Below are 18772 nucleotides of genomic sequence, written 5' to 3' on the forward strand. Positions count from 1 at the left end.
TCATCTGTCATCTACGTTCCCACGTTGTGTATGTGGGAACGTAGGCTGTCAGGTCATGAGGTGTGACTCAAGGGCGTGATTAATTGACCGCGTACGCGACAGCTACGACAACGCATTGGCCGAGACCATCAACGGCCTCTACAAGGCCGAGCTAATCCATCGCCGGGGACCGTGGAAAACCGAGGAAGCCGTGGAGTTCGCGACCCTCGAATGGGTGTCTTGGTTCAACCACCAACGCCTGCTCGAACCCATCGGGTACATCCCGCCTGCAGAGGCTGAGGCAAACTACCACCGGCAACTCGCCAGTCAAGCCACAGCGCTGGTGGCATGACTTGAACCAAACAGCCTCCGCGAATCCCGGGGCGGTTCAGTACTCGCTGATCGAGACGGCCAAGGCCAATGGCATCGAGCCCTATGGCTACCTCGTCGCGCTGTTCAAGAAGTTGCCATTGGCGCAGACCGCAGACGACTACGAGGCGCTGCTGCCCTGGAACATCGCGCTCGGATCAAAGTAGACCGCACTGCGTACACCGGCCTTCCGCCGCTCGCAAGGCCGTGGTTGTTTGAGCGCTTACGACGATGCGCGGGCGCATCGCTGAGTCGGCTATGCCGCACTGGATGAAAATACAGTTATTCCGCCGCGATGGAGTTCTACTTCTCGTTGATGCACCAGCAGGGTTGGGTGATGCCCAGGCATGAGAGCCACCTACGCAACCAGCCGCTCGGCTGGCCGCCGCATCCGCCCGACCCGCCGCTGCTTTATGACGTAAACATCGTCGCTGTCTCCCGATACCGGCCGAATGTCGACCATCGCCGTATCTGGCGATGGCGGCCACCTGCTCATACCTTCGGTGTGTGTTTCTTCTTATGCACCTGCGGCGGCAAGGCCAGCTTCCCTTTGTCGTAGGCATATGTGACAGAGGTATGCACGTCATTTTTCGGCATGTCCTGCGGCGCAAGCAAGCTCCGGTCGTGCATCACGAAACGATCCACGCCGGTACGGAGCTGCTGCAAAGCATGATGCTGGGTCAACTCCAAGATCGGGCCTTTGTAGCTCTTCGCATGGCTCGCATCGGCATCCGTCGCAGTGGCTTGTGCATTGGTGGCTTTTGTTTTGACTACCTGCTGCAAGGCTTCACGCGACTGCTGGCGGGCCTGCAAAGGCTTCTCGGCATGAGTGATGTACCACGCTGGCGGTTCTGGCGTGAATCGCTTCAACTGACCATCGTTCTGCTTGAACGCGACCGGCACCGCCTTGTCCGCAGAGTTGTCGTAGATCAGTGCAGTGTCGGCATGGTCAAGCGCGCATGCCAGGAGCTTCATCGCACTGTCGTACCGTTTGCGCACCGTATTGGGGTCAACCGCGTGGCCGCCTTCCTTGACGCGGTTATCGACCCGGCCGACGTTGATTTCGGCGCTGCTTGTCGTGACGAAAACCACGGTCACCTCGAAGCCAGCCGCCTTCGCTTGCGTGAGGATCGCCACCTTTTCAGGCGTGCTCATTACCGTCTCAAAAGCGAAAGACCGACCTGCTTGCAGAGCGTCGAGACGCTGCTTTTCAGCCTGGTTCGCCGCCTCGATGTTGCGCTCAAGGTCGGTCGCGTCCGGCATCGAGGACTTGAGACCCTTCGCTATGTCGTCGGCGTTGATGTACTCGCCACGAAACCCAAATGCAGGCGCAGCGAGAAGTTCAGCGTTGATGGTGGATTTACCGCTGCCGTTCGGCCCGGCGAACATGACCACCCGAGGTGGTAAGACGTCTGCGTCGTGCGACCCAGGAACAGGATCGCTAGGATTCATGCTGTGCGGTTGTATCCCTTTTTGTTGACGGCCTTGAGAACGTCAGGGTGGACCGAGGCGACACGTTTCTCAACGACCCCGGTGCCGCGGAGCTTAGCACCAGCTTTAGGCGTTTCGACTTCAAGGTGTCGATGCACGACTTGGCTTACGATGCCACGTTCGCTCACGCTCAAACCGCCTACGTGGCGTGGAGAAGGGGGCGCGTTGTCGTTCGCAACCGGACCATACACCGGCAGACCGAGTGCCTTGGCCCTAGCCACGGCACGCGCTACGCCGACGTTTGCGATTTCCGCCGCTTGGCCGCTTGTCACAAACCTAGCCATATCGAAAGCCATAGCATAGTCCTTTGTTGTTGTCTAACATTTTAGGCGCTTTGTCGTGACTTGGATAGCTGCAAGGGCAAGAGGGGTTCAATAGGGTAGCCAATTGAAGGGCGGACGATTTGAATCGGTACTCTGACTTCTTGGCCGGTACTATCATGGACAGTCATTTTGGGTATACCCAAAATGACCGAACCCCCCAAGCCAAACGAGTCGCAGCGAAACACCACCACCTGGTCTATCGGCCGATGAGCGTTTGATGTGGATGTTCGATCACGACCTGGCTGGGATGACCGAGGCGGAGAGCACCGAACTGTCAGTTTGGATCGTTCGCACGGTTCGCTGCGAGAAGCGTGGCGAGCTAAATGACCTGGCAGCGAAGCCGCCTCAGAACTTGACGGAGGAACAGCGCCGGCTTCTTCGCATGGCGCGTTGGCTGAATGAAGAATGATTCCAACCATCTCAAAGTCGCACGCATCTACCTGCGTGTCAGTACAGACGAGCAGGACTTAACCAGACAGGCCGCTGTCGTAGAGAGCACCAGGGCCGCCGGCTTCTACGTCGCCGGCATCTACCGCGAGAAGGCTTCAGGCGCTCGCGCCGATCGCGCCGAGCTGCTGCGCATGATTGGCGACCTGCAACCCGGTGAAGTCGTTGTAGCCGAGAAGATCGACCGCATCAGTCGGTTGCCGCTGCCCGAGGCCGAACGCCTCGTGGCATCGATCCGCGCCCAGGGCGCGCGCCTGGCTGTCCCTGGCGTGGTCGATCTGTCCGACCTGGCCGCCGAGGCGAAGGGCGTGGCAAAGGTGGTGCTGGAGTCGATCCAGGACATGCTTTTGAAGCTGGCGTTGCAGATGGCCCGCGACGACTACGAGGATCGCCGCGAGCGGCAGCGGCAGGGCGTCGAGCTGGCGAAGGACGCCGGCCGCTACACCGGCCGCAAGGCCAACACCAAGGTGCATGAACGCATCGTGGCGCTGCGCACCGCAGGCCACAGCATTCCAGAGACGGCCAGGCTGGCCGGGTGCAGTGAAAGCCAGGTCAAGCGCGTATGGGCGCTGCACAACCAGGCGCAGGCGTGACCTACTCGGCCGCCTCCAGCGCGCGCAGGCATTCCATGATCGCCGCCCGCTCCAGCGGATCGAGCTTGGCGAGCTTCGCTTGCCAGCGGGCTTTCTTCCGCTTGATGCGCTCGCGCTCGCGGAAGTTGCTGCCGAGGTAGCGCATATCGTGCAGCTCGGCCGGCTCGGGGTAGTTCATCCAGAGCCGTTCGATAGCGATGCCGCCGCGCGTCATCTCGTCGAAGTCGATGGTTCTCCATGACGCCAAGGGAGAGCTGTCATAGATCGTTGAGCTGTAGCCCGACACCATCACCGCGCACGGCAGGCCGGCCAGCACGTCGAGCAGCCGCACGTGGTCGGCGTCGTCGTATTCGTGGCGGTAGAGCTTGCCGCCGCGCCGACTGTCCATCACGTAGGGCGGATCGACGTAGACGAACTCGGGGCCGGTGAACGGTTGGGACTCCAGCCAGGCCACGGCGTCGCCGTGGTGCAGCGCCAGGCCGGGCATGTCGAGCTGCTGCCAGACCTCGATCACCTCGGGATCAACGTCGATGCCGACGCTGCGGGCAGCGGGCCGCTTGCGCTCCAGGATGTTGCCGCCGCCCAGGTGCGTTTCGATGTACGTGTCGTGAGGCGGGATGTTGTTGATGATCGTCTGGTAGACGCCGGCACCGCCCTTGCCGCCGGGGTATCTCATGGCCTTCTTCCTGGAGTAAATCGGGACTTGGCCAGCATCGTCAGAAATGGCGATGCTGTCAAGGGAAGGCTGGCCGGACCTGCAGCGTCAGAGCCGACGATGCGACGCTGCTGGAGCGACCTGCAGCACCGCCAGGAATGGCGATGCCGGATCGCTCAATAGTTGGGGATGTAGACCACCTCAATGTCCACGCGTTGGTTCTCGCGCCGGCCCTCGGCCGTCGAGTTGTCGGCCACGAAGTCGGCGGCCGATGCGAAGTTCACCATGATCTTGAGCGGCGACACGCCGCGCGCTACCAGGTACGACCTGGCCGAGAGCGCGCGACGCAGCGCAAGGGCCTCGTCGGCCGCGCTGGGCCGTAGCGTGCTGGTGCGGCCGCTGATGTAGATGATCGCCGCGTTCCTGGCGTCGGCCAGCAGCTCCAGGGCCTCGGGTGTGGGCTGGAACGTCGCGCTGCTGTCGGGGAACGACACCGAGACGCCCGACTTGATGGGCGTCCCGAAGTCGCCGGCGTCGCCGGCGGCCAGGGCGCTTTGCGCGCTGACCAGGAACGCCAGGGAGAGGGCCAGAAGAACGGGTTTTCGCATGAGGCAGGACTCCAATCAGAAGAACAGGTAGCCGGCCTTGCTCATGGGGATGCGGATCGACCAGAGCGCGGCCAGGTGCAGCGGGTAATAGGCGTAGAAGGCCCAGCGCAGGCGCGGCAGGCGCACGTCCATCCGCGAGGCCAGGAAGAGCACCGGCAGGGCCGCCAAGGCCCACAGGTTGCGATTGATGAACCACAGGGCCGCGCAGGCCAGCACCGCGACCGCCGCGGCGGCCCAGCCCGGCCGGCGCGTGTACGACCACACGGCCAGGCCGAAGGCCACGGCCGGCCACCAGTATTCGACCGAACTGCCGCCGACCAGGAACGCGACGCCGGCGGCCGCCAGGTGCAGCTTGCCGCCACGTTCGACCAGGTAGGCCGTGGACGTGACAACCAATAGCGTGAACAACACGTTGAGCGGCCACCACCCGGCATAAAGGCCGCCCAGGGCTACGAAGGGCACCGAGGCCAGCGCGCCGAACACCGCCAGGCGTGACATGGTGCGGCCGTACCCGCCGCGTTCGAGCGTGCCCGGCCGGGCCAGGTTGTAGGCCAGGACGAACACGAAAAGGGGGAGCGCCACGCGGCCGGCCTCGAACAGCACCGGCAGCGTGGCGTTGAACAGGTACTTGTTGACGTGATCGCCGGTCATGAGAGCCAGCGCGAGCCACTTCAAGCCTTCGACCGTGCCATCGGCGACGGTCAGGCGTGGCAGCGCCGGCACGGCATCAGCGCGCAGCGTCTGCAACTTTGTCCTCCTGGTCGCTCAGTCGGAACGACACCGTGCGGGGCACATAGCCGGCCACGGCCACGCTGCGAGCCGCTGCGGCGACCGGCTGGAGTGTTGGTGCCGTCCTGGCTGCCGGCGTGACCTGCTGGGCCACCGTGGGGGCCTGGCTGGGCATCGACGGCGTGGCCCCGGCCTTCGTCACGTCGAGCGTGACGAACCGGGCTTCGAGCCAGTCGGCCCACTTCGATGCCCTGCGCATCAGGTCGGCGCGGTACGCCCCGTTGAACTCCGGCGTGCGCGAGTGGTAGTTCGCCGCCTTCGTCCACAGGTCGCCCTTGTCTTTGCGGATGTGCATCCGCAGCCGCCAGGCGGCCAGGTCGAACGAGTAGCAGCCAGCGGCCGCTACATCGTTCGCCGTGATGCCGTACCGGGCCAGGTCGCCCAGGTACGCGGTGTTGAACTGCATCGGGCCAACGTCATGCGTGCCATTCGAGTTGCGCACCCACTGGCCCGGCTTGCCGCCCTCCTTCTCGGCGACGGCCAACACGATGTTGGCCGGCACCTCGTACTTGACGGCGGCCGAGATCGAGCAGACGACGCGCTCCTGGAGCTGCGGCGGCAGATCGGCGAAGAACGGCATGCCCTCCCCTCCCTCAGTTCAGCCAGGACTGACGGCGGCGCTCTTCGTCCTCGCGCCGGATGCGTTCGTTGTACTCGGCCAGGGCGCGGTCATAGTCGCGCGCTTCGACCCAATACCCGCCCCGTTCTGTCGTCCCGACATAGCGCGGCAGCGTGCCGCTGTTGGTGAAGTCGGTGTAGGCGTGGCCGGTGTAGGCCGCGCAGAAGTCGGGCATCTGGTTGCTGATGTATGTACGGCCGTCATCGCCACCCGTCCAAACCCGCATGGTGGAGTTCAGCGACTGCGCGTCGCAGCGGCCGGCTCCTTGCGAGATCGCCGACACGAGCGACTGCATGTGCGGCGTTTGGTTGGCGACCGGGCAGAGCTGGAGGAAGTTCGCGCGTGCGCGGATCGTGTCCGAGAGCTTGCGCTTCGTGATGTTGAAGTACCGCGACAGCGACGGCGTGCATTCGCTCGGACGAGTGCCCGACGACAGGCACAGGATCGCCTCGCAGGCCAGGCGCGTGTCGCCTGTCAGCACGTCTTGCGCGCTGGCGGTGCCGGCGGTCGATCCGAGGGCCACCACGAGGGCGGCCAGGGCAAACTGTTTCTTCTTCATGGTTGGACTCTCCTTGGTTACGCAGTTGTGTCGTCGCGGCCTGGTTCGCGGTTGGCGAACGCGGCTACTTCGGACTCGGGATCGGCATCGGCGGGGCCGGATGCCAGGCTGTTGCCGCTGAAAGTCGGCGCGGGCTGCTGGTCGGGCACGTCGATGTTCTCGGCCGTGCCGCTGCCCTGCGCCCTGATCGCGGCGGCGATCTTTCCGCCGGTGGTGTCGGCGATCCGCTCGGCGGCGGCATCGCGCAGGCTCGCGGCCTTGGCCTTGGCAACATCGGCGGTTCCCTTCGCCAAGTTCGCGCCGGCGTCGGCCGCGATGCGGCCAGCCGTGCCGAGGGCCGACGCGGCCGACGCGAGCAGACCGGGGCCGGTACTGCCCGGCACGGCCTGCTGACCGCCCTGCTGTCCCTGGCCTTGGCCCTGACCGCCGGCGGCGGGCTTGGGTTCGTTCTTGGCAGCCCTGTCGGCACCGTTGCCGGTGCTGGCTGTCGAGCCGCTGCCCTGGCCGCCGGCGCTGTTTTTGTCGCCGCCCTTCGAGCTGCCCGAGCTGCTGCCGGTCGAGGTGCTGCCGCCGCCCGAAGACGATCCGCCGCCGGAGCTGCCGCTAAAGCCTGCTGCCTGTGCGAAGGGCGTGCCGCCAGTGCCGGCGTCGCCCCCGCCCGCACCACCGCCCGAGCTGCCGCTGCCCGAGCCACTGCCCGAGAAGGCCGACATGACGTCCGTGCCTGCGGAGACGTTTTCATTGGCCTTCGAGAAGGCCGCCATGACGGCCGACGCACCACCGGCGGTCGAAGCCACGCCGGCGGCTAGGGCCGCGCCGCCGGTGGCGGCCGCCGCTGCGGCCATGCCTGCGGCGCCGAGTGCTGCGCCCGCGCCGAACTGTCCGACCGCACCGACGCCTGCACCCGTTGCGATGCCCCCGAGCATCGACGGCACCTTGTTGACCAGGTACAGCAAAACAATCGAGACGATGAGCATCACGCCCATTTCCTTGATCGTGATGCCCGCGCTCATGCGGTGGTAGTAGTCGTCCAGGAAGGTCTTGCCGATGCCCACGATGAGCACCATCGCAAAGAGCTGCATCGCCACGTTCAACACGGTCTTGAAGTAGCCGATGGCCATGTCCGAAGTCCAGCGCGAGCCGCCGAACCCCAGGAAGAACACGCCGCCGTAAGCCAATATCCAGCCCGACACCAGCATCAGCAGCATGTTCACGCCGACGAGTGCCAGGATCACCAGAATGACCGCCGCGATGATGATGCCCACGGCGCTGTTCACAGGCGACCAAACCGACGATTGGTCGATCACCTTGTTGAAGATCGCGAAGCCCACATCGACAACGCCAGAAGGGGAAAGGGCGCTGCCCAATCCAGTCGCGTTGCCCCCGAGCTGTCGCAGCGACGTGTAGATCGAGGACGCGAAGTTGGGGCCGTTGACAAGCAGCCACCAGAAGAAGCCGGTAAACATGATGAAGCGGAAAAACTCGGCGAAGAACTCGCCTATGTCCGATTTGCGCAGGGCCATCATTCCGCCCGTCCAGACGAGCGAGATCGTCGCCAGACACCAGAACAGCCAGGTCGCCGCCGTGGTGATGGCAGTGGCCCAGCCGCTCGCGGCCGCCTGGTAGCGTGCCAGGACGCTATCGAGCACGTCCGAGCTGTCCACCTGGGCATGCGCGTCGATGGCGAAGAAGGCCAGCCACAGCGCGACCGGCACGGCGATTGTTTTTAGCGTGGCTGGCGTTCGCATCGCATCCCCCTCACCAAGTCCGGCCGGTGCTGGGCTTGAAGGAACCGCGCCGCGCGCAGGCGTCCGCGAACTGCTGCCGTACGCTTGCGTCCACCTTCGCCACGTTGCCGGGCTTGCAGTTCTTGTCGTTCACTTCCGGCATGGCGACGGTAGCCGCCGGTTTGGGCTTGTTGTCGCAGCCTGCGACCAAGGCCGCCACGAGGGCGGCCAGGGCCAAGGCCAGGGCCTTGTTCGTCTTCATGCGCTACCCCCTCACCAAGTCCGGCCGGTGCTGGCCCGCGTGGTGCCGCGCCGGAACTGTTCATCGGCGGCCTGGGTCTGCGCTTCCTTGTTGGCGTCCGCCTGCATCTTGGTCGCCATCGCGTTCTGCTGTGCGATCAGCAGTCCGCGAATCTGCAAGAGCTGATTGGCCTGCTGGCTGGCGAGCTGGTTGGCGTAGCCGATGGCCTGCATTTGCCCGGTCGCACCTTGTGCCGAGGACTGGAGACGCTGCAACGTCGCCGCATCGGCGGTCAGGTTGGTTTGCTGCTGGTCGAGTCCCTTGAACAGCGCATCGTTAGCCTTCTTCTGCGACTGGCTGGCGAGCGTTGCGACGTTGCCCAGCGCAGCGCGCTCGGCATCCGAGCAGCCGGCCGAGGTGAAGCACGGCGACGACCTGTAGTAGTTCACGTCCTGGAACTTGTTGATGTAGCTGTCCAGGCTGCCGAGCTGGTTCTTGTAGTAACTCAGCGTGTTGGTCGCATTCATCAGACCGTTGATGGTCGATTGCGCCTGATCCCAGATATACGCGGCCGGAGCCATCGTGTTCTGGAGCATGTTTTGGTACTGCTGGAGCTGGGTTTGGTACTGCTCGATTTGCTTGAGCGTCTGTGCCACCGACTCGATGGCCGTCATGACGTTCTGCGTCAGATTTCCAGCGTCGATGACCGGGATACCGGCCTCCACAGGCGTGACCATCAGCGTGCTCGAAACAGCAACGACGAGGGCCAATTTAGCGGCTAAAAACTTCTGCTTCATGGTGCTTTTCTCCTTTGGCGTTAGTAGTCAAACGAACGGTACGGCTTGGAAAACGTCATGTCCTTGGTGACGATGACGTTGAAGCGATAGCCAGGCCGGATTTCCAGCGTCGGCGAAATGCTCAGGTTCTTGGCGATGAGCTGCGCCGTGACCTGGCCGAGCTGCTGGCCGAGGGCTTCGCTTAGGGCGCTGCTGGCGGTCGGCGGGCCATAGGCATTGGTGGCCTGGTTCTGCCGCTGGCTGTAAGTGATGCCTGCTGTCACACCGGACATGAGGAAGGCCGAACCGAACAGGCGCACATAGTGGTTGTTCACCTGATCCTTGAAGCCGGCGTAGCCCGCGCTGTCCCCGCCAGGCATCGCGCCAATGTCCATCGCCTTGCCATCGGGGAACACGATGCGTTGCCATGCGACCAGCACACGCGCCTGGCCGTAGGCCACATCGCTCGAATACGAGCCGACGAGACGCGACCCCTGCGGGATCAACAGGTGCTTGCCGGTCGGCGTATCGAAAACGTCCTGCGCTACCTGGGCCATGATCTGGCCGGGCAGGTCGGAGTTGATCCCCGAAATGAGCGTGGCGGGCACGACGAAACCGGCGCGCAGCTCGAACGGAGAGCGCGGCGCGTCGGGCTGCGAATCCAGCTTCCAGCGATCACCCTGCCCGCCCTGGCCGAACTGCGACATGCTGTTGCGCCCGCCGCCGCCGGTCGAGGTTTGCAAGAGCTGCGGCGCACCGCCCGCGCCCATGCCGCCAGCGGCCAGGGCAGCGCCGGCACCCATGCCGCGAATTTGCGCCAGGCGCGCTTGATAAGCGGCAGTCGGATCGTTGCTGCGCTGGGCGTCGATTTGCTGCTGCACCGCTGCGATGCGGTTCAGCATTTCATCGCGCGACTGTGGCGTGGTGGTGTAAGTGCTCGGGGCACCCGGCGCGGAACCGGCGCTTCGAGGGGCATCCACGCGAACGGTGGTCTTGGCCTTCACGGCTTCGCCGAACATCTGCAACTTCGCCATGCTGATGCGCTGGGCCTCGTCATCGTTCACCGGCTGGCCAGGGTTGCCGCCGTTCGCTGGTGGTGCGGGCGGCGCGTCCGGATTGGACGGCCGCGCGATCTCCAACGGGGCCGACGCCGGGCCGGTCGGCATGTCCGGCACCTTGATCGGGCTTGCCGGCTCGATCAAGCCACCGGTCTTGTCGCCCGCTATCTCCTTGGCGAACATCGACGTGCTGCCGGCCTTCTCCTTCGGGCCGTCCGCCGGCGCGTTCTGCTTGGCCGCGCGATCCGCCGCGACAAAGGCCATGACCAGCACGAACGCCAGCAGGACGCCGCCGAGGATATACATGGGCATGTTGTTGACGCGACGGACGCCCGCCTTCTTGGACACTTCGCCAGGCGAAGCGTCGGGTGCCATCTGATCGGCTTTTTCTGTCATGGCGTCACTCCTTGCGCACCCAGTACCCGGCCGGTGCGAAGGCACCGTTCTGCGCCAGGTACGGGCGGGTGATGGATTGGCTGCCGACCATCAAGGTCAGGCGGTACAGGGTTGCGTCTCCGGCCTGGTCGAGCACGTAGCGCAGCGACAGGCCGTCCGCTGCGGCCTTGGTGGCCGCTGCGCTCGGCTGCGATGCCGCAGAAGCCGGGGCCTGCGCGGATGCGCCGGCCGGGACGAACTCCAGGACGGCATAGCCCTTGTCGCGCAGCGACTTGACCAGAGCCTGGCCGAACGGATCGGGCGTCGGCTGTTGCAGCTCCAGGCGCGTGCGTGCCGGCGCGTACAGCGTGGCGAGCTGCTGCACGGCGTCGGTAGCGAGCTTCTGCTGATCGAGCGTGGCCGACTGGACGAAGTTGCCGTAGGGGCTTGAGGTGGTCGCGCAACCGCCGAGGCCCAGGGCGAGGGCGAAGAGTGCGAGAGAGACGATCTTGCGCATGGTCACTTCCTCCGGCTGATGGTCACGCGGTCTTGGCTGCTGCCAACACCGGCAATCAGGATCGCGCGGTCAAACACCGTGTCCACGATGTACCGATTGCCCTGCACCCGGTAATTCACCAGCACCGTTTCGTCGTCGGTGAACAGGCCGCCCTCTTTGCGCACGACCAGGAGCGTCGGCGCTTCGGTCTGCTGCATCGTGCCGGGCATTTCGATGATGGTCTTGCGGCCATCGTTGTAGACGCGCACCGGCTTCCAGTTCGCCGACCCGGACAGCTCATAGTCGAACGAGAGATCGCCCAGGTACTCGCCGGTCGCCGGCAGCGTCTTGTCGGTGCGTTCCTGCTTCTCGCGGCGCTGGATAGCGTCCCACTTGGCTTGCGCTTCCTCGGGGTACGTGAACGAGACTTGCGGCATGTACTCGGTGCGATGCGAGCGCAGGCGGAAGTGGTAGCTGCGGCGGTTCGTGGTCACGACCAGGCTGGTTTCGAGGCCCACGTCCATCGGCTTGATGATGAGGTGCTGAACCTCGGTCGCGCCGCTGCCGGTGATGGCGGGTTCCACCGTCCACCGGGCCGTGTCGCCCAGGTTGATCGAGTTCACCTGTTCGCCGGCCTGCAAGGCCACGTCGCACACCTGGAGCACCGCGCAAACGATGCTCGGCTGCTGCGCGCCGTACACGAACTTGATGGCCCCGCCCGAGCCGGCCACCGGCTGGATTCCGGTCGCCGACCCCGTTTCCCACCGCTTGGCGATGGCGAGCGCCGCACTCTCTTGAGCGGTCAGCGTCGGGTTGGTCTTGTTGAAATACTTGTCGGCAATGTCGTCGCCAGAGGCGGCCAGAGCCAGGGATGGCACCGCCACGGCAGCGCCCACGATGAAAGCGGAGAGGGTTTTTTTCATGGTGGATGACCTCGAATTCATTGGATGCGGGACCAGGAGTAATCACGCACGTAGATGCTCAACGGGTTGTTCCGCAGTTGCTCATCGGTGGTGTTCGGCGTGACCTCGGCGATGTAGGTAGTCACGAGCGCGCGCCACGTGACAGGAGGGCCTTTCAGCGTTCCTTGGCGGTCGCGGGTGGTTTCCATCCATTCGACTTGCCAGATGTCGGCCGTCTGCGGGATCACCGTCTTGATCTCCACGCTGACCATTTCCTTCTCGGCGCGCTTGAACGGGCTGGAGTCGGGCGTGCCGTTCAGCCATTCGTTCATCTTTGGCGTCGCCGGATCGTTCGGGGCCAGCATCGAGTACGCCTTGAACACGCACTTGCGCTGCATCGCCACGTCAGGCGACACCATGCGGGCGCAACCCATCCAGTCCGCGACGGCAGCATGGACGACGCGCGGATCGGCCTTCCCTGCGGCCTGCACCGGGCCGGCGGCCACGGTCTGGCCCAGCTTGTCCACTTCGACCACGTAGGGGATGAACTTCGACTGGCTGCCGATGTGGATCATGCCGCCCACGCCGGCCAGCGCGATCAACAGCGACAGGATGCCGATCACCTGCCAGGTCTGACGCTGGGACACGACGCCGCCCACGTGATCGTTCCAGGTGCGGCGCGCGGCCAGGTAGGGGTTCTCGGCCTCGCCGGCGCGGCGGCCGCCGGCGAGCGGCTTCTTCGCGCGGTGCGGGTCGCGCGGCTCTTCGGGGTTGGCGGGCTTCTTGAAGATCAAGCCCTTGAGGGTGTCGGCGATGCTCATGCGGCCTCCAGGTAGTCGTTGAGGTTCAGCCCACGGCCAGCCAGCCACTCATGCACCCATGCGTGGTCGAACTTGGCTTCGAGGCTCTTGATGGTGGCGACCGATTCCTTGTCGGAAGCACCGACGAAAGCCAGGGCCATCGGCCCCAGGGCAAGGTCATAGAGACGGCGGCCGTTCTCCGAAACGTAGTAGTACTGACGCTTCGGAATGGCTGTCGCCAGGATTTCGATCTGACGCGCGTTGAGGCCCATGCGGCGATAGAGCGCCGATGTGTCCTCATCCCTGGCGTAGACGTTGGGGAGGAAAATCTTGGTCGCGGTCGATTCCACGATTACGTCCAAGATGCCCGAGTTGGCCGCGTCGGAGAGGCTTTGGGTTGCCATCAGCACCAAGCAGTTGGCCTTGCGCAGCACCTTGAGCCATTCCCTGATCTTGGCGCGGAACGCCGGGTGGCCCAGCATCAGCCAGGCTTCGTCCAGGATGATGACGGCGGGCTGGCCTTTCAGTGCGCGCTCGATGCGGCGGAACAGGTAGAGCAGCACCGGCAGCGCGAACTTCTCGCCCAGGTTCATCAGCTCTTCGATCTCGAACACCGTGAAGTCGGACAACGACAGACCGTCCTCTTCGGCATCGAGCAAGTGACCCATCGCGCCGTCCACCGTGTACTGCTTGATGGCCTCGCGGATCGCCTCGTCCTGGATCGTCACCGAGAATTCGGAGAGCGTGCGCGCGCCGCTGGCGTGCATGCTCATGATCGCGTTGCCGATCTCGTTGCGCTGCGCCGGCGTGGTGTTGACGCCGTTCAACGCCAGGATGGTGTCGATCCACTCCATCGCCCAGGCCCGATCCCCTTTCGAGTCCAGGAACTGGAGAGGGCAGAAGGCCAGGCGGTCATCGTCGGCGGCCACCGTGAAGTGCAGGCCGCTCTTGCCTTTGGTGGCGGCACGAATGCCGGCCGCGAGCGGGTACATCGACATGCCCTTGTCGAAGGCGTAGATCGACATGCCCGCGTAGCGACGGAGCTGCGCGGCGATGATGCCCAGGTGCGTCGATTTGCCCGCGCCGGTCGGGCCGAACATGAAGGTGTGGCCCAGGTCGCGCACGTGCAGATTCAACCGGAAGGGCGTAGCGCCGTGCGTAACGCAGTGCATGAGCGCTGGCGCGAGTGGCGGATACATGGGGCAAGGTGCGGTCGCGCTGCCCGTCCAGATGGTGCTGGTCGGCAGCAAGTCGGCCAGGTTCATCGTGTTGATGAGCGGCCGGCGCACGTTCTCGACGCCGTGGCCGGGCAAGCTGCCCAGGTACGCATCGAGCGTGTTGATCGTCTCGATGCGGGCCGCGAAGGCCAAGCGGTTGACGGCCTTCTCGACCAGGAGTGCGGAGACTGCCAGGCGCTCCCGATCCTCGTCCATCAGCACGACCACGCTGGTGTAGTAGCCGGCCGCCACCAAGCCGCTGTTGACCTCGGCAATGGCCGCCTCGGCGTCGCCGACCATCGCGGCCGCGTCCTGGTTGATCGAGCCGGTATTCGTGTTGAACACCTGGTCGAAGAAGCCGCGAATCTTCTGCTTCCACTTCTTGCGGAACTTGTCCAGGTGCTTCAAGGACTCGTGCTGATCCATGAAGATGAAGCGGCTCGACCAACGGTATTCGCTGGGCAGCTCGGCCAGGGCCGAGAGCACCCCAGGCGTTGACTCCAAAGGAAAGCCTTCGATGGCGACCACCTGGATGAACTTGCGCCCGATCTTGGGCACTACGCCACCCCACAGCTCTTGCCCGCCGACGACCGCATCCAGGTACATCGGATTGCTGGGCAGCATGACCGGGTGATGGAGGCCGGTCACGCAGAACTGCAACCAGCTCAGGAAGTCATCGTGCGTGACTTCCCTGCCCTCTTCCGACACGACCTTTTGGCCGCGCAGGCGCGTCAGCTTGACCGCCGAGGACAGGCGCGAATCCAGGCTCGTGATCTCCCGCTTGAACTGCGAAATCAGGCCCGTGGTGCGCGCCGTATGGTCGGGGGCCACCGCATCGTCATCGAACATGAGTTCGACAAACTTGCGCTGGGCCAGCACTGGCGGGAACCACGTGGCGGTCAGGACAAAGTAGCCCTCAAACATCGCGCCCAGGCCCTCGAACAAGCGTCGGCGTTCTTCGTCAATGGCGAGAGAAACAGAGTCCGGGAACGATGACACGCCCCGCTCCGAGTAGTTCGGCGCAGGCCGACGCACAGCATCGACATGCACCATCCAGCCGTTCCCCAGGCCCGCCAGGGCCTGGTTGATGCGGAACGACACCATTTCCCGCTGTTCCTCGGTGCTGCTGGCGTTGTCATCCCCCTTGTACAGCCAGGCGGCCATAAAGGAGCCGTTCTTGCCCACGATCACGCCGTCATCGACCATGGCGGCGTAATTGAGCAGATCGGCCAGGCCGGCATCCTTGGCGCGATGCTTCTTGAGCTTCAGTTCGGCATCGACGGCCCGGATGCGGGCAAAGAGGATGAGCAACAGAACCGCACCGAGCACAGCAATGGCAATTGCGATTGCTTCGATCATTTGTATTGCTTCCCTTGACTCGGCGTGTTTTCACGGAAGGGCGTGCTGCGAGCCGGGTAGTACGGCTTGTATCGGCGGTGCCGCAGATACACGTGTCGGAGCTTCGGATCGGCCTTCGCCATGAGGCGCAGCGCGAAGAGTGCGCCGAACCACAAGGCGATGCCGAACACCGTTGCCCTCACTTCTTGGGCGCTGAAAATCAGCGCGCCGGCCAGCAGACCCGAGAACATCACCAGCTCACGATCCCCGCCCATGAACAGGTTTTCTCGGTTGCCGGCCCTACGGATGGGGATCGCGCGCAGAGCCATGACTTACCCCGCGAGACCGGCGACACCCGCCGCATTCACGGTCGCGACCTTGACCTGGTGCAGCGCGCCATTGGTCAGGGCGGCGATTTCTGCGCCACGACCGAAGAACGTGCTCATCATGTTCTGCGTGCCGACCAGCAGGGCCATGACCAGGACGATGAAGATCAACGTGCGGAAGAAGCCGTTGAGTTCACCGCCGAAGATCAGGATGCCGCCGGCGACCACGATGCCGATGATCGACAGCGCGAACGCCACCGGGCCGGTGACGGAGTTGCGGAGGTTGGTCAGCCAGCTCTCATACGGCAGAGAGCCGCCGGTGCCCTCGGAGGCGAATGCGTGCTGGGGGGCCAGCAGGAAGAACGCCAAGAGGACGAAGAGGCCCATGTAGAACAGGCCGTTGCGGTTGAGGCGGAACGCCGGGAGCGTTGCTTGCATTGGTCGTGACTCCTAGTCAGAGGGTTTTGGTGATGTATTGGCCGTTGGCGAACCCGGAAACCTCCAAGATTTCCTGAATGCGCCGCGAGCCTTCGACGCGGGCGATATGAACAACCACGTGAACCGCCTCGCCGATAAGCGGTTCAATGGGTTTCGGGGAATCGGGGTGCATGCTGATGAGCATGGCGAGCCGATCCAATCCAGCTCTTGCGTTATTTGCGTGCAGCGTTGCAGCACCTCCTTCATGCCCGGTGTTCCAGGCCATCAACAAATCAAGGGCTTCGGGGCCGCGCACCTCACCGACCAGAATTCGGTCGGGGCGCATGCGGAGGGTGGTTTTCAGCAGCGCCGTCATGTTCACGTCGATGCTGGTGTGGTACTGGACGTAATTCGTGGCGGCGCATTGGATTTCGCCGGTGTCCTCAATAATAAAAACCCGTTCGGTCGGGTCTTGAATCACCATCTCATTAATGATTGCGTTAACCAGCGTGGTCTTGCCCGAGCCGGTGCCGCCGATCACCAAAATGTTCCGGTGCGCGCGCACCGCTGCAATCAATGCCTCGCGCTGCGGCGCGTTCATGATTCCTCGCTCGACGTACTGATCGAGCGTGAATATGGCGACAGCCTTTTTACGAATGGCGAAGGTCGGCGCGGGCACAACCGGCGGTAGCTGTCCGGCGAAGCGACTGCCATCAAGTGGCAACTCGCCTTCGAGGATCGGCTTGGAGCGCGTGACTTCTTTGCCGTGGTAGCCCGCGATGGTTTCAATGATGGCTTGGGCCTGCGCGACGCGCAGCGTGCCGATGCACGTCATCGGCTCGCCCAAACGTTCGAGCCAGAGCTTGCCGTCCGCGTTGAGCATTATCTCAACAGTCTTCGGGTCGTTGAGGTGGGCCAGCAGCTCAGGCCCCATATCGCGTTCTAGCTTCTTTTTCGCGCGCTCTTTAATGCTATTGGGTTCTGCTTTTGGATCGGTCATTCTTATGCCTGTATGCCGGTAAGTTTCCAGCATTCTACACAGGCTAAAACGATATAACGAAACATTTTCGACCGCAATACCGAAGTACGCAGGGCGCGCTTTCGGTCGTGGGATTGCCTCACGATTGCATGGGTCGAATCACGCGACAGAAGAGGCGCATGCTCTGTGCGCCTCCACGTCGAGCCCGTGGCGAGTGCGTTTGCGTTTGCGTTTATGAGAGTCCGTGGGTTGAGCCACCCCGGCGGTCTTTAGCGGCTAAAACTTGGCTGGCTCTTGTGGCTCAGTTCCGTGCCGCTCCCCTTCCCTTCTCACATCCTGGCGTCAACTCCCTCTAAGTTTCTTCCTTGCAGCTTCGCCCCACTTCTTGACGATGAACGCCTGGTGCTCGGTCAGCACGGCCGCCACGCGCTCGAAGCCTGGCGGCAGGCTTTGGGGTGCTTTGCCGCCGGCTAGGACGTCAAGGGCTTCTTTGTCCAGGTCGGTCGATTCAAGCAGGAGCGGCAGGGGAGTTTCAAGGGCCTGCGCAATGTCCTCCATCACCTTTAGGGAGGGGTTGGCTTTGCCGGTAGTGAGATCGGACAGGAAGGAGATCGAAACTCCCGATCTGTCCGATAGCTCCTTTTTCGTCATGTTCCTCTCATCGAGCAGCCGGAGTACGTTCGTGAAGAAAATGTAGTTGTACAAGGCCCGTATGCCTTCTCGGTGCGGGCGGCAGAAAATTTTAGCCGCTAAAGTTCTTGACCACGGACGTTGGTTTAGCTAAACTGACGATTCCCTTAGCTAAAGGAGCATGACGAATGAGCCACAACCTGTTCCAGTTTATCGGTAATCTTACCCGCGATACCGACGTTCGCCATAGCGAAAACAGCGCCCGCGCCGTTTTCGACCTGGCCGTCAATCGCGTGTAGCGCAACGCATCCGGTGCGAAGCAGGAGCAGACGGACTTCTTCCGCATCAAGTCGTTCGGCGGCCTTGTCGAGAACGCGGGCAAGTACCTGGGCAAAGGCTCCAAAGTGTTCGTGCAGGGCCGCATAGAGCCGACGAAGTATGAGAAGGACGGCAAAACCGAGTACGGTTTCGATTTCATCGCCGAGGAAATCGAATACCTGGACACCAAAGCACCAGGCGGCGGCCAGTGAGGCCCGGGCCCGGCCACGGCCACGGCCACGGCCAGGCAGTATGCTAAGAGGGAGATTTGATGCAGAAAGAGTTCAACGAGCAGGAATACAGGCGCAAGCTCATCGAGCGCGGGCTTAGCGCAGCCGACGCCACCGACCTTGCGGCTCGTACTACCGCCGCTCGCAGGGACTCGGTCAGCGCCGGCGGGACATTCCGCCCCGCCGGTGCCCTCTTCGAGCTGCCGGCCACGGTCGGCGACCACAAGGAGGCCGTGCCGCCGAAGCCACCGGCGCCGGCAAGCGCCGCCGTCGAGCGATCCGAGCGCATGGCGCAGGAATCGGCCGAGCTGGCGCGCACGATGGGCCTGCCGCCCGCACCGCGCACTGCTGTGAACAAGATGGCCGAGCAGATCAGCGCTCTGGCCCAGGACAAACGGAGTAGTGCGATGGCGACTAAGAGCGGCTAACACAACCCTGTCATCGCCAAGGGCGCGATGTGCGTTTGGCGATGCATGAGTCGAAACAAGAACAAAGAGATCAGCGCGGCAC

General features: G+C 63.8%; 21 protein-coding genes and 3 pseudogenes. 6 read left to right on the plus strand and 18 right to left on the minus strand.

Annotated features, from left to right (window positions below):
- Window positions 1-97 precede the first annotated feature (97 nt).
- Window positions 98-331, plus strand: a pseudogene (locus DFQ15_RS16185) (integrase core domain-containing protein); the annotation flags it as partial.
- A 13-nt stretch (window positions 332-344) separates the two neighbouring features.
- Window positions 345-515, plus strand: a pseudogene (locus DFQ15_RS16190) (transposase domain-containing protein); the annotation flags it as partial.
- Between the two features lie 325 nt (window positions 516-840).
- On the opposite strand, the gene DFQ15_RS16195 reads toward DFQ15_RS16190, so the two are convergent.
- Window positions 841-1800 carry an AAA family ATPase gene (locus DFQ15_RS16195; protein WP_110466961.1) on the minus strand — a complete coding sequence of 320 codons (960 nt, stop codon included), beginning with the start codon at window positions 1798-1800 and terminating at the stop codon, window positions 841-843.
- Window positions 1801-2385: 585 nt separating this feature from the next.
- Between DFQ15_RS16195 and DFQ15_RS16200 the strand changes: the two genes are divergently transcribed.
- Together DFQ15_RS16200 and DFQ15_RS16205 are read left to right on the plus strand one after the other, a co-directional pair.
- Window positions 2386-2571, plus strand: coding sequence for a hypothetical protein (locus tag DFQ15_RS16200; RefSeq protein WP_146228774.1), 186 nt, complete (start codon window positions 2386-2388; stop codon window positions 2569-2571).
- Window positions 2561-3202, plus strand: a complete 642-nt coding sequence (locus DFQ15_RS16205) for a recombinase family protein (protein WP_110466963.1) — start codon at window positions 2561-2563, stop codon at window positions 3200-3202. The genes DFQ15_RS16200 and DFQ15_RS16205 overlap by 11 nt, the downstream gene beginning before the upstream one ends.
- Before the next feature lies 1 nt (window position 3203).
- Here DFQ15_RS16205 and DFQ15_RS16210 read toward each other — a convergent pair whose 3' ends face one another.
- The 17 genes from DFQ15_RS16210 to DFQ15_RS16290 form a co-directional block, all read right to left on the minus strand.
- Window positions 3204-3878 carry a DNA adenine methylase gene (locus DFQ15_RS16210; protein ID WP_110466964.1) on the minus strand — a complete coding sequence of 225 codons (675 nt, stop codon included), beginning with the start codon at window positions 3876-3878 and terminating at the stop codon, window positions 3204-3206.
- A gap of 155 nt (window positions 3879-4033) precedes the next feature.
- A complete protein-coding gene (locus tag DFQ15_RS16215; protein WP_110466965.1) occupies window positions 4034-4465 on the minus strand; it encodes an OmpA family protein in 432 nt (143 codons plus the stop codon).
- Between the two features lie 15 nt (window positions 4466-4480).
- Window positions 4481-5212: a TraX family protein gene (locus DFQ15_RS16220; protein WP_259292679.1), complete on the minus strand. Its 732-nt coding sequence runs from the start codon at window positions 5210-5212 to the stop codon at window positions 4481-4483.
- Window positions 5193-5834, minus strand: a complete 642-nt coding sequence (locus DFQ15_RS16225; protein ID WP_110466966.1) for a transglycosylase SLT domain-containing protein — start codon at window positions 5832-5834, stop codon at window positions 5193-5195. Before DFQ15_RS16225 ends, DFQ15_RS16220 begins: the two co-directional genes overlap by 20 nt.
- A gap of 13 nt (window positions 5835-5847) precedes the next feature.
- Window positions 5848-6432 (minus strand): TrbM/KikA/MpfK family conjugal transfer protein, encoded by a 585-nt coding sequence (locus DFQ15_RS16230; RefSeq protein WP_110466967.1) that lies wholly within the window; start codon window positions 6430-6432, stop codon window positions 5848-5850.
- A 17-nt stretch (window positions 6433-6449) separates the two neighbouring features.
- The gene (trbL, locus tag DFQ15_RS16235) at window positions 6450-8180 is read right to left on the minus strand and encodes a P-type conjugative transfer protein TrbL (protein ID WP_110466968.1); all 1731 of its coding nucleotides are present in this window, start codon (window positions 8178-8180) and stop codon (window positions 6450-6452) included.
- Window positions 8181-8190: 10 nt separating this feature from the next.
- Entirely contained in the window at window positions 8191-8421 is a 231-nt protein-coding gene (gene trbK, locus DFQ15_RS16240; RefSeq protein WP_110466969.1) for an entry exclusion lipoprotein TrbK, read from the minus strand.
- An 11-nt stretch (window positions 8422-8432) separates the two neighbouring features.
- Window positions 8433-9197, minus strand: a complete 765-nt coding sequence (trbJ, locus tag DFQ15_RS16245) for a P-type conjugative transfer protein TrbJ (RefSeq protein WP_110466970.1) — start codon at window positions 9195-9197, stop codon at window positions 8433-8435.
- Between the two features lie 20 nt (window positions 9198-9217).
- A complete protein-coding gene (locus DFQ15_RS16250) occupies window positions 9218-10630 on the minus strand; it encodes a TrbI/VirB10 family protein (RefSeq protein WP_110466971.1) in 1413 nt (470 codons plus the stop codon).
- 4 nt (window positions 10631-10634) lie between these two features.
- Window positions 10635-11126, minus strand: coding sequence for a conjugal transfer protein TrbH (locus DFQ15_RS16255; protein ID WP_110466972.1), 492 nt, complete (start codon window positions 11124-11126; stop codon window positions 10635-10637).
- 2 nt (window positions 11127-11128) lie between these two features.
- On the minus strand, window positions 11129-12028 hold the full coding sequence (trbG, locus tag DFQ15_RS16260; protein WP_110466973.1) for a P-type conjugative transfer protein TrbG: 900 nt from the start codon (window positions 12026-12028) through the stop codon (window positions 11129-11131).
- A 17-nt stretch (window positions 12029-12045) separates the two neighbouring features.
- Window positions 12046-12828: a conjugal transfer protein TrbF gene (locus DFQ15_RS16265; RefSeq protein ID WP_110466974.1), complete on the minus strand. Its 783-nt coding sequence runs from the start codon at window positions 12826-12828 to the stop codon at window positions 12046-12048.
- Window positions 12825-15383 carry a VirB4 family type IV secretion/conjugal transfer ATPase gene (locus DFQ15_RS16270; protein WP_110466975.1) on the minus strand — a complete coding sequence of 853 codons (2559 nt, stop codon included), beginning with the start codon at window positions 15381-15383 and terminating at the stop codon, window positions 12825-12827. Before DFQ15_RS16270 ends, DFQ15_RS16265 begins: the two co-directional genes overlap by 4 nt.
- A complete protein-coding gene (locus tag DFQ15_RS16275) occupies window positions 15380-15691 on the minus strand; it encodes a conjugal transfer protein TrbD (RefSeq protein WP_046833105.1) in 312 nt (103 codons plus the stop codon). The genes DFQ15_RS16270 and DFQ15_RS16275 overlap by 4 nt, the downstream gene beginning before the upstream one ends.
- A 3-nt stretch (window positions 15692-15694) precedes the next feature.
- Window positions 15695-16126, minus strand: coding sequence for an IncP-type conjugal transfer pilin TrbC (gene trbC / locus DFQ15_RS16280; RefSeq protein ID WP_110466976.1), 432 nt, complete (start codon window positions 16124-16126; stop codon window positions 15695-15697).
- Between the two features lie 16 nt (window positions 16127-16142).
- Window positions 16143-17105 carry a P-type conjugative transfer ATPase TrbB gene (gene trbB / locus DFQ15_RS16285; RefSeq protein ID WP_110466979.1) on the minus strand — a complete coding sequence of 321 codons (963 nt, stop codon included), beginning with the start codon at window positions 17103-17105 and terminating at the stop codon, window positions 16143-16145.
- A gap of 321 nt (window positions 17106-17426) precedes the next feature.
- Window positions 17427-17789 (minus strand): transcriptional regulator, encoded by a 363-nt coding sequence (locus DFQ15_RS16290; RefSeq protein WP_110466977.1) that lies wholly within the window; start codon window positions 17787-17789, stop codon window positions 17427-17429.
- A 242-nt stretch (window positions 17790-18031) separates the two neighbouring features.
- Here DFQ15_RS16290 and DFQ15_RS17985 point away from each other — a divergent pair.
- Window positions 18032-18244 (plus strand): annotated as a pseudogene (locus DFQ15_RS17985) (single-stranded DNA-binding protein); the annotation flags it as partial.
- 59 nt (window positions 18245-18303) lie between these two features.
- The gene (locus DFQ15_RS16300; RefSeq protein WP_233504565.1) at window positions 18304-18690 is read left to right on the plus strand and encodes a hypothetical protein; all 387 of its coding nucleotides are present in this window, start codon (window positions 18304-18306) and stop codon (window positions 18688-18690) included.
- Window positions 18691-18772: the final 82 nt, after the last annotated feature.

Source organism: Xylophilus ampelinus, assembly GCF_003217575.1.
GTDB classification, from domain to species: Bacteria; Pseudomonadota; Gammaproteobacteria; order Burkholderiales; family Burkholderiaceae_C; genus Xylophilus; species Xylophilus ampelinus.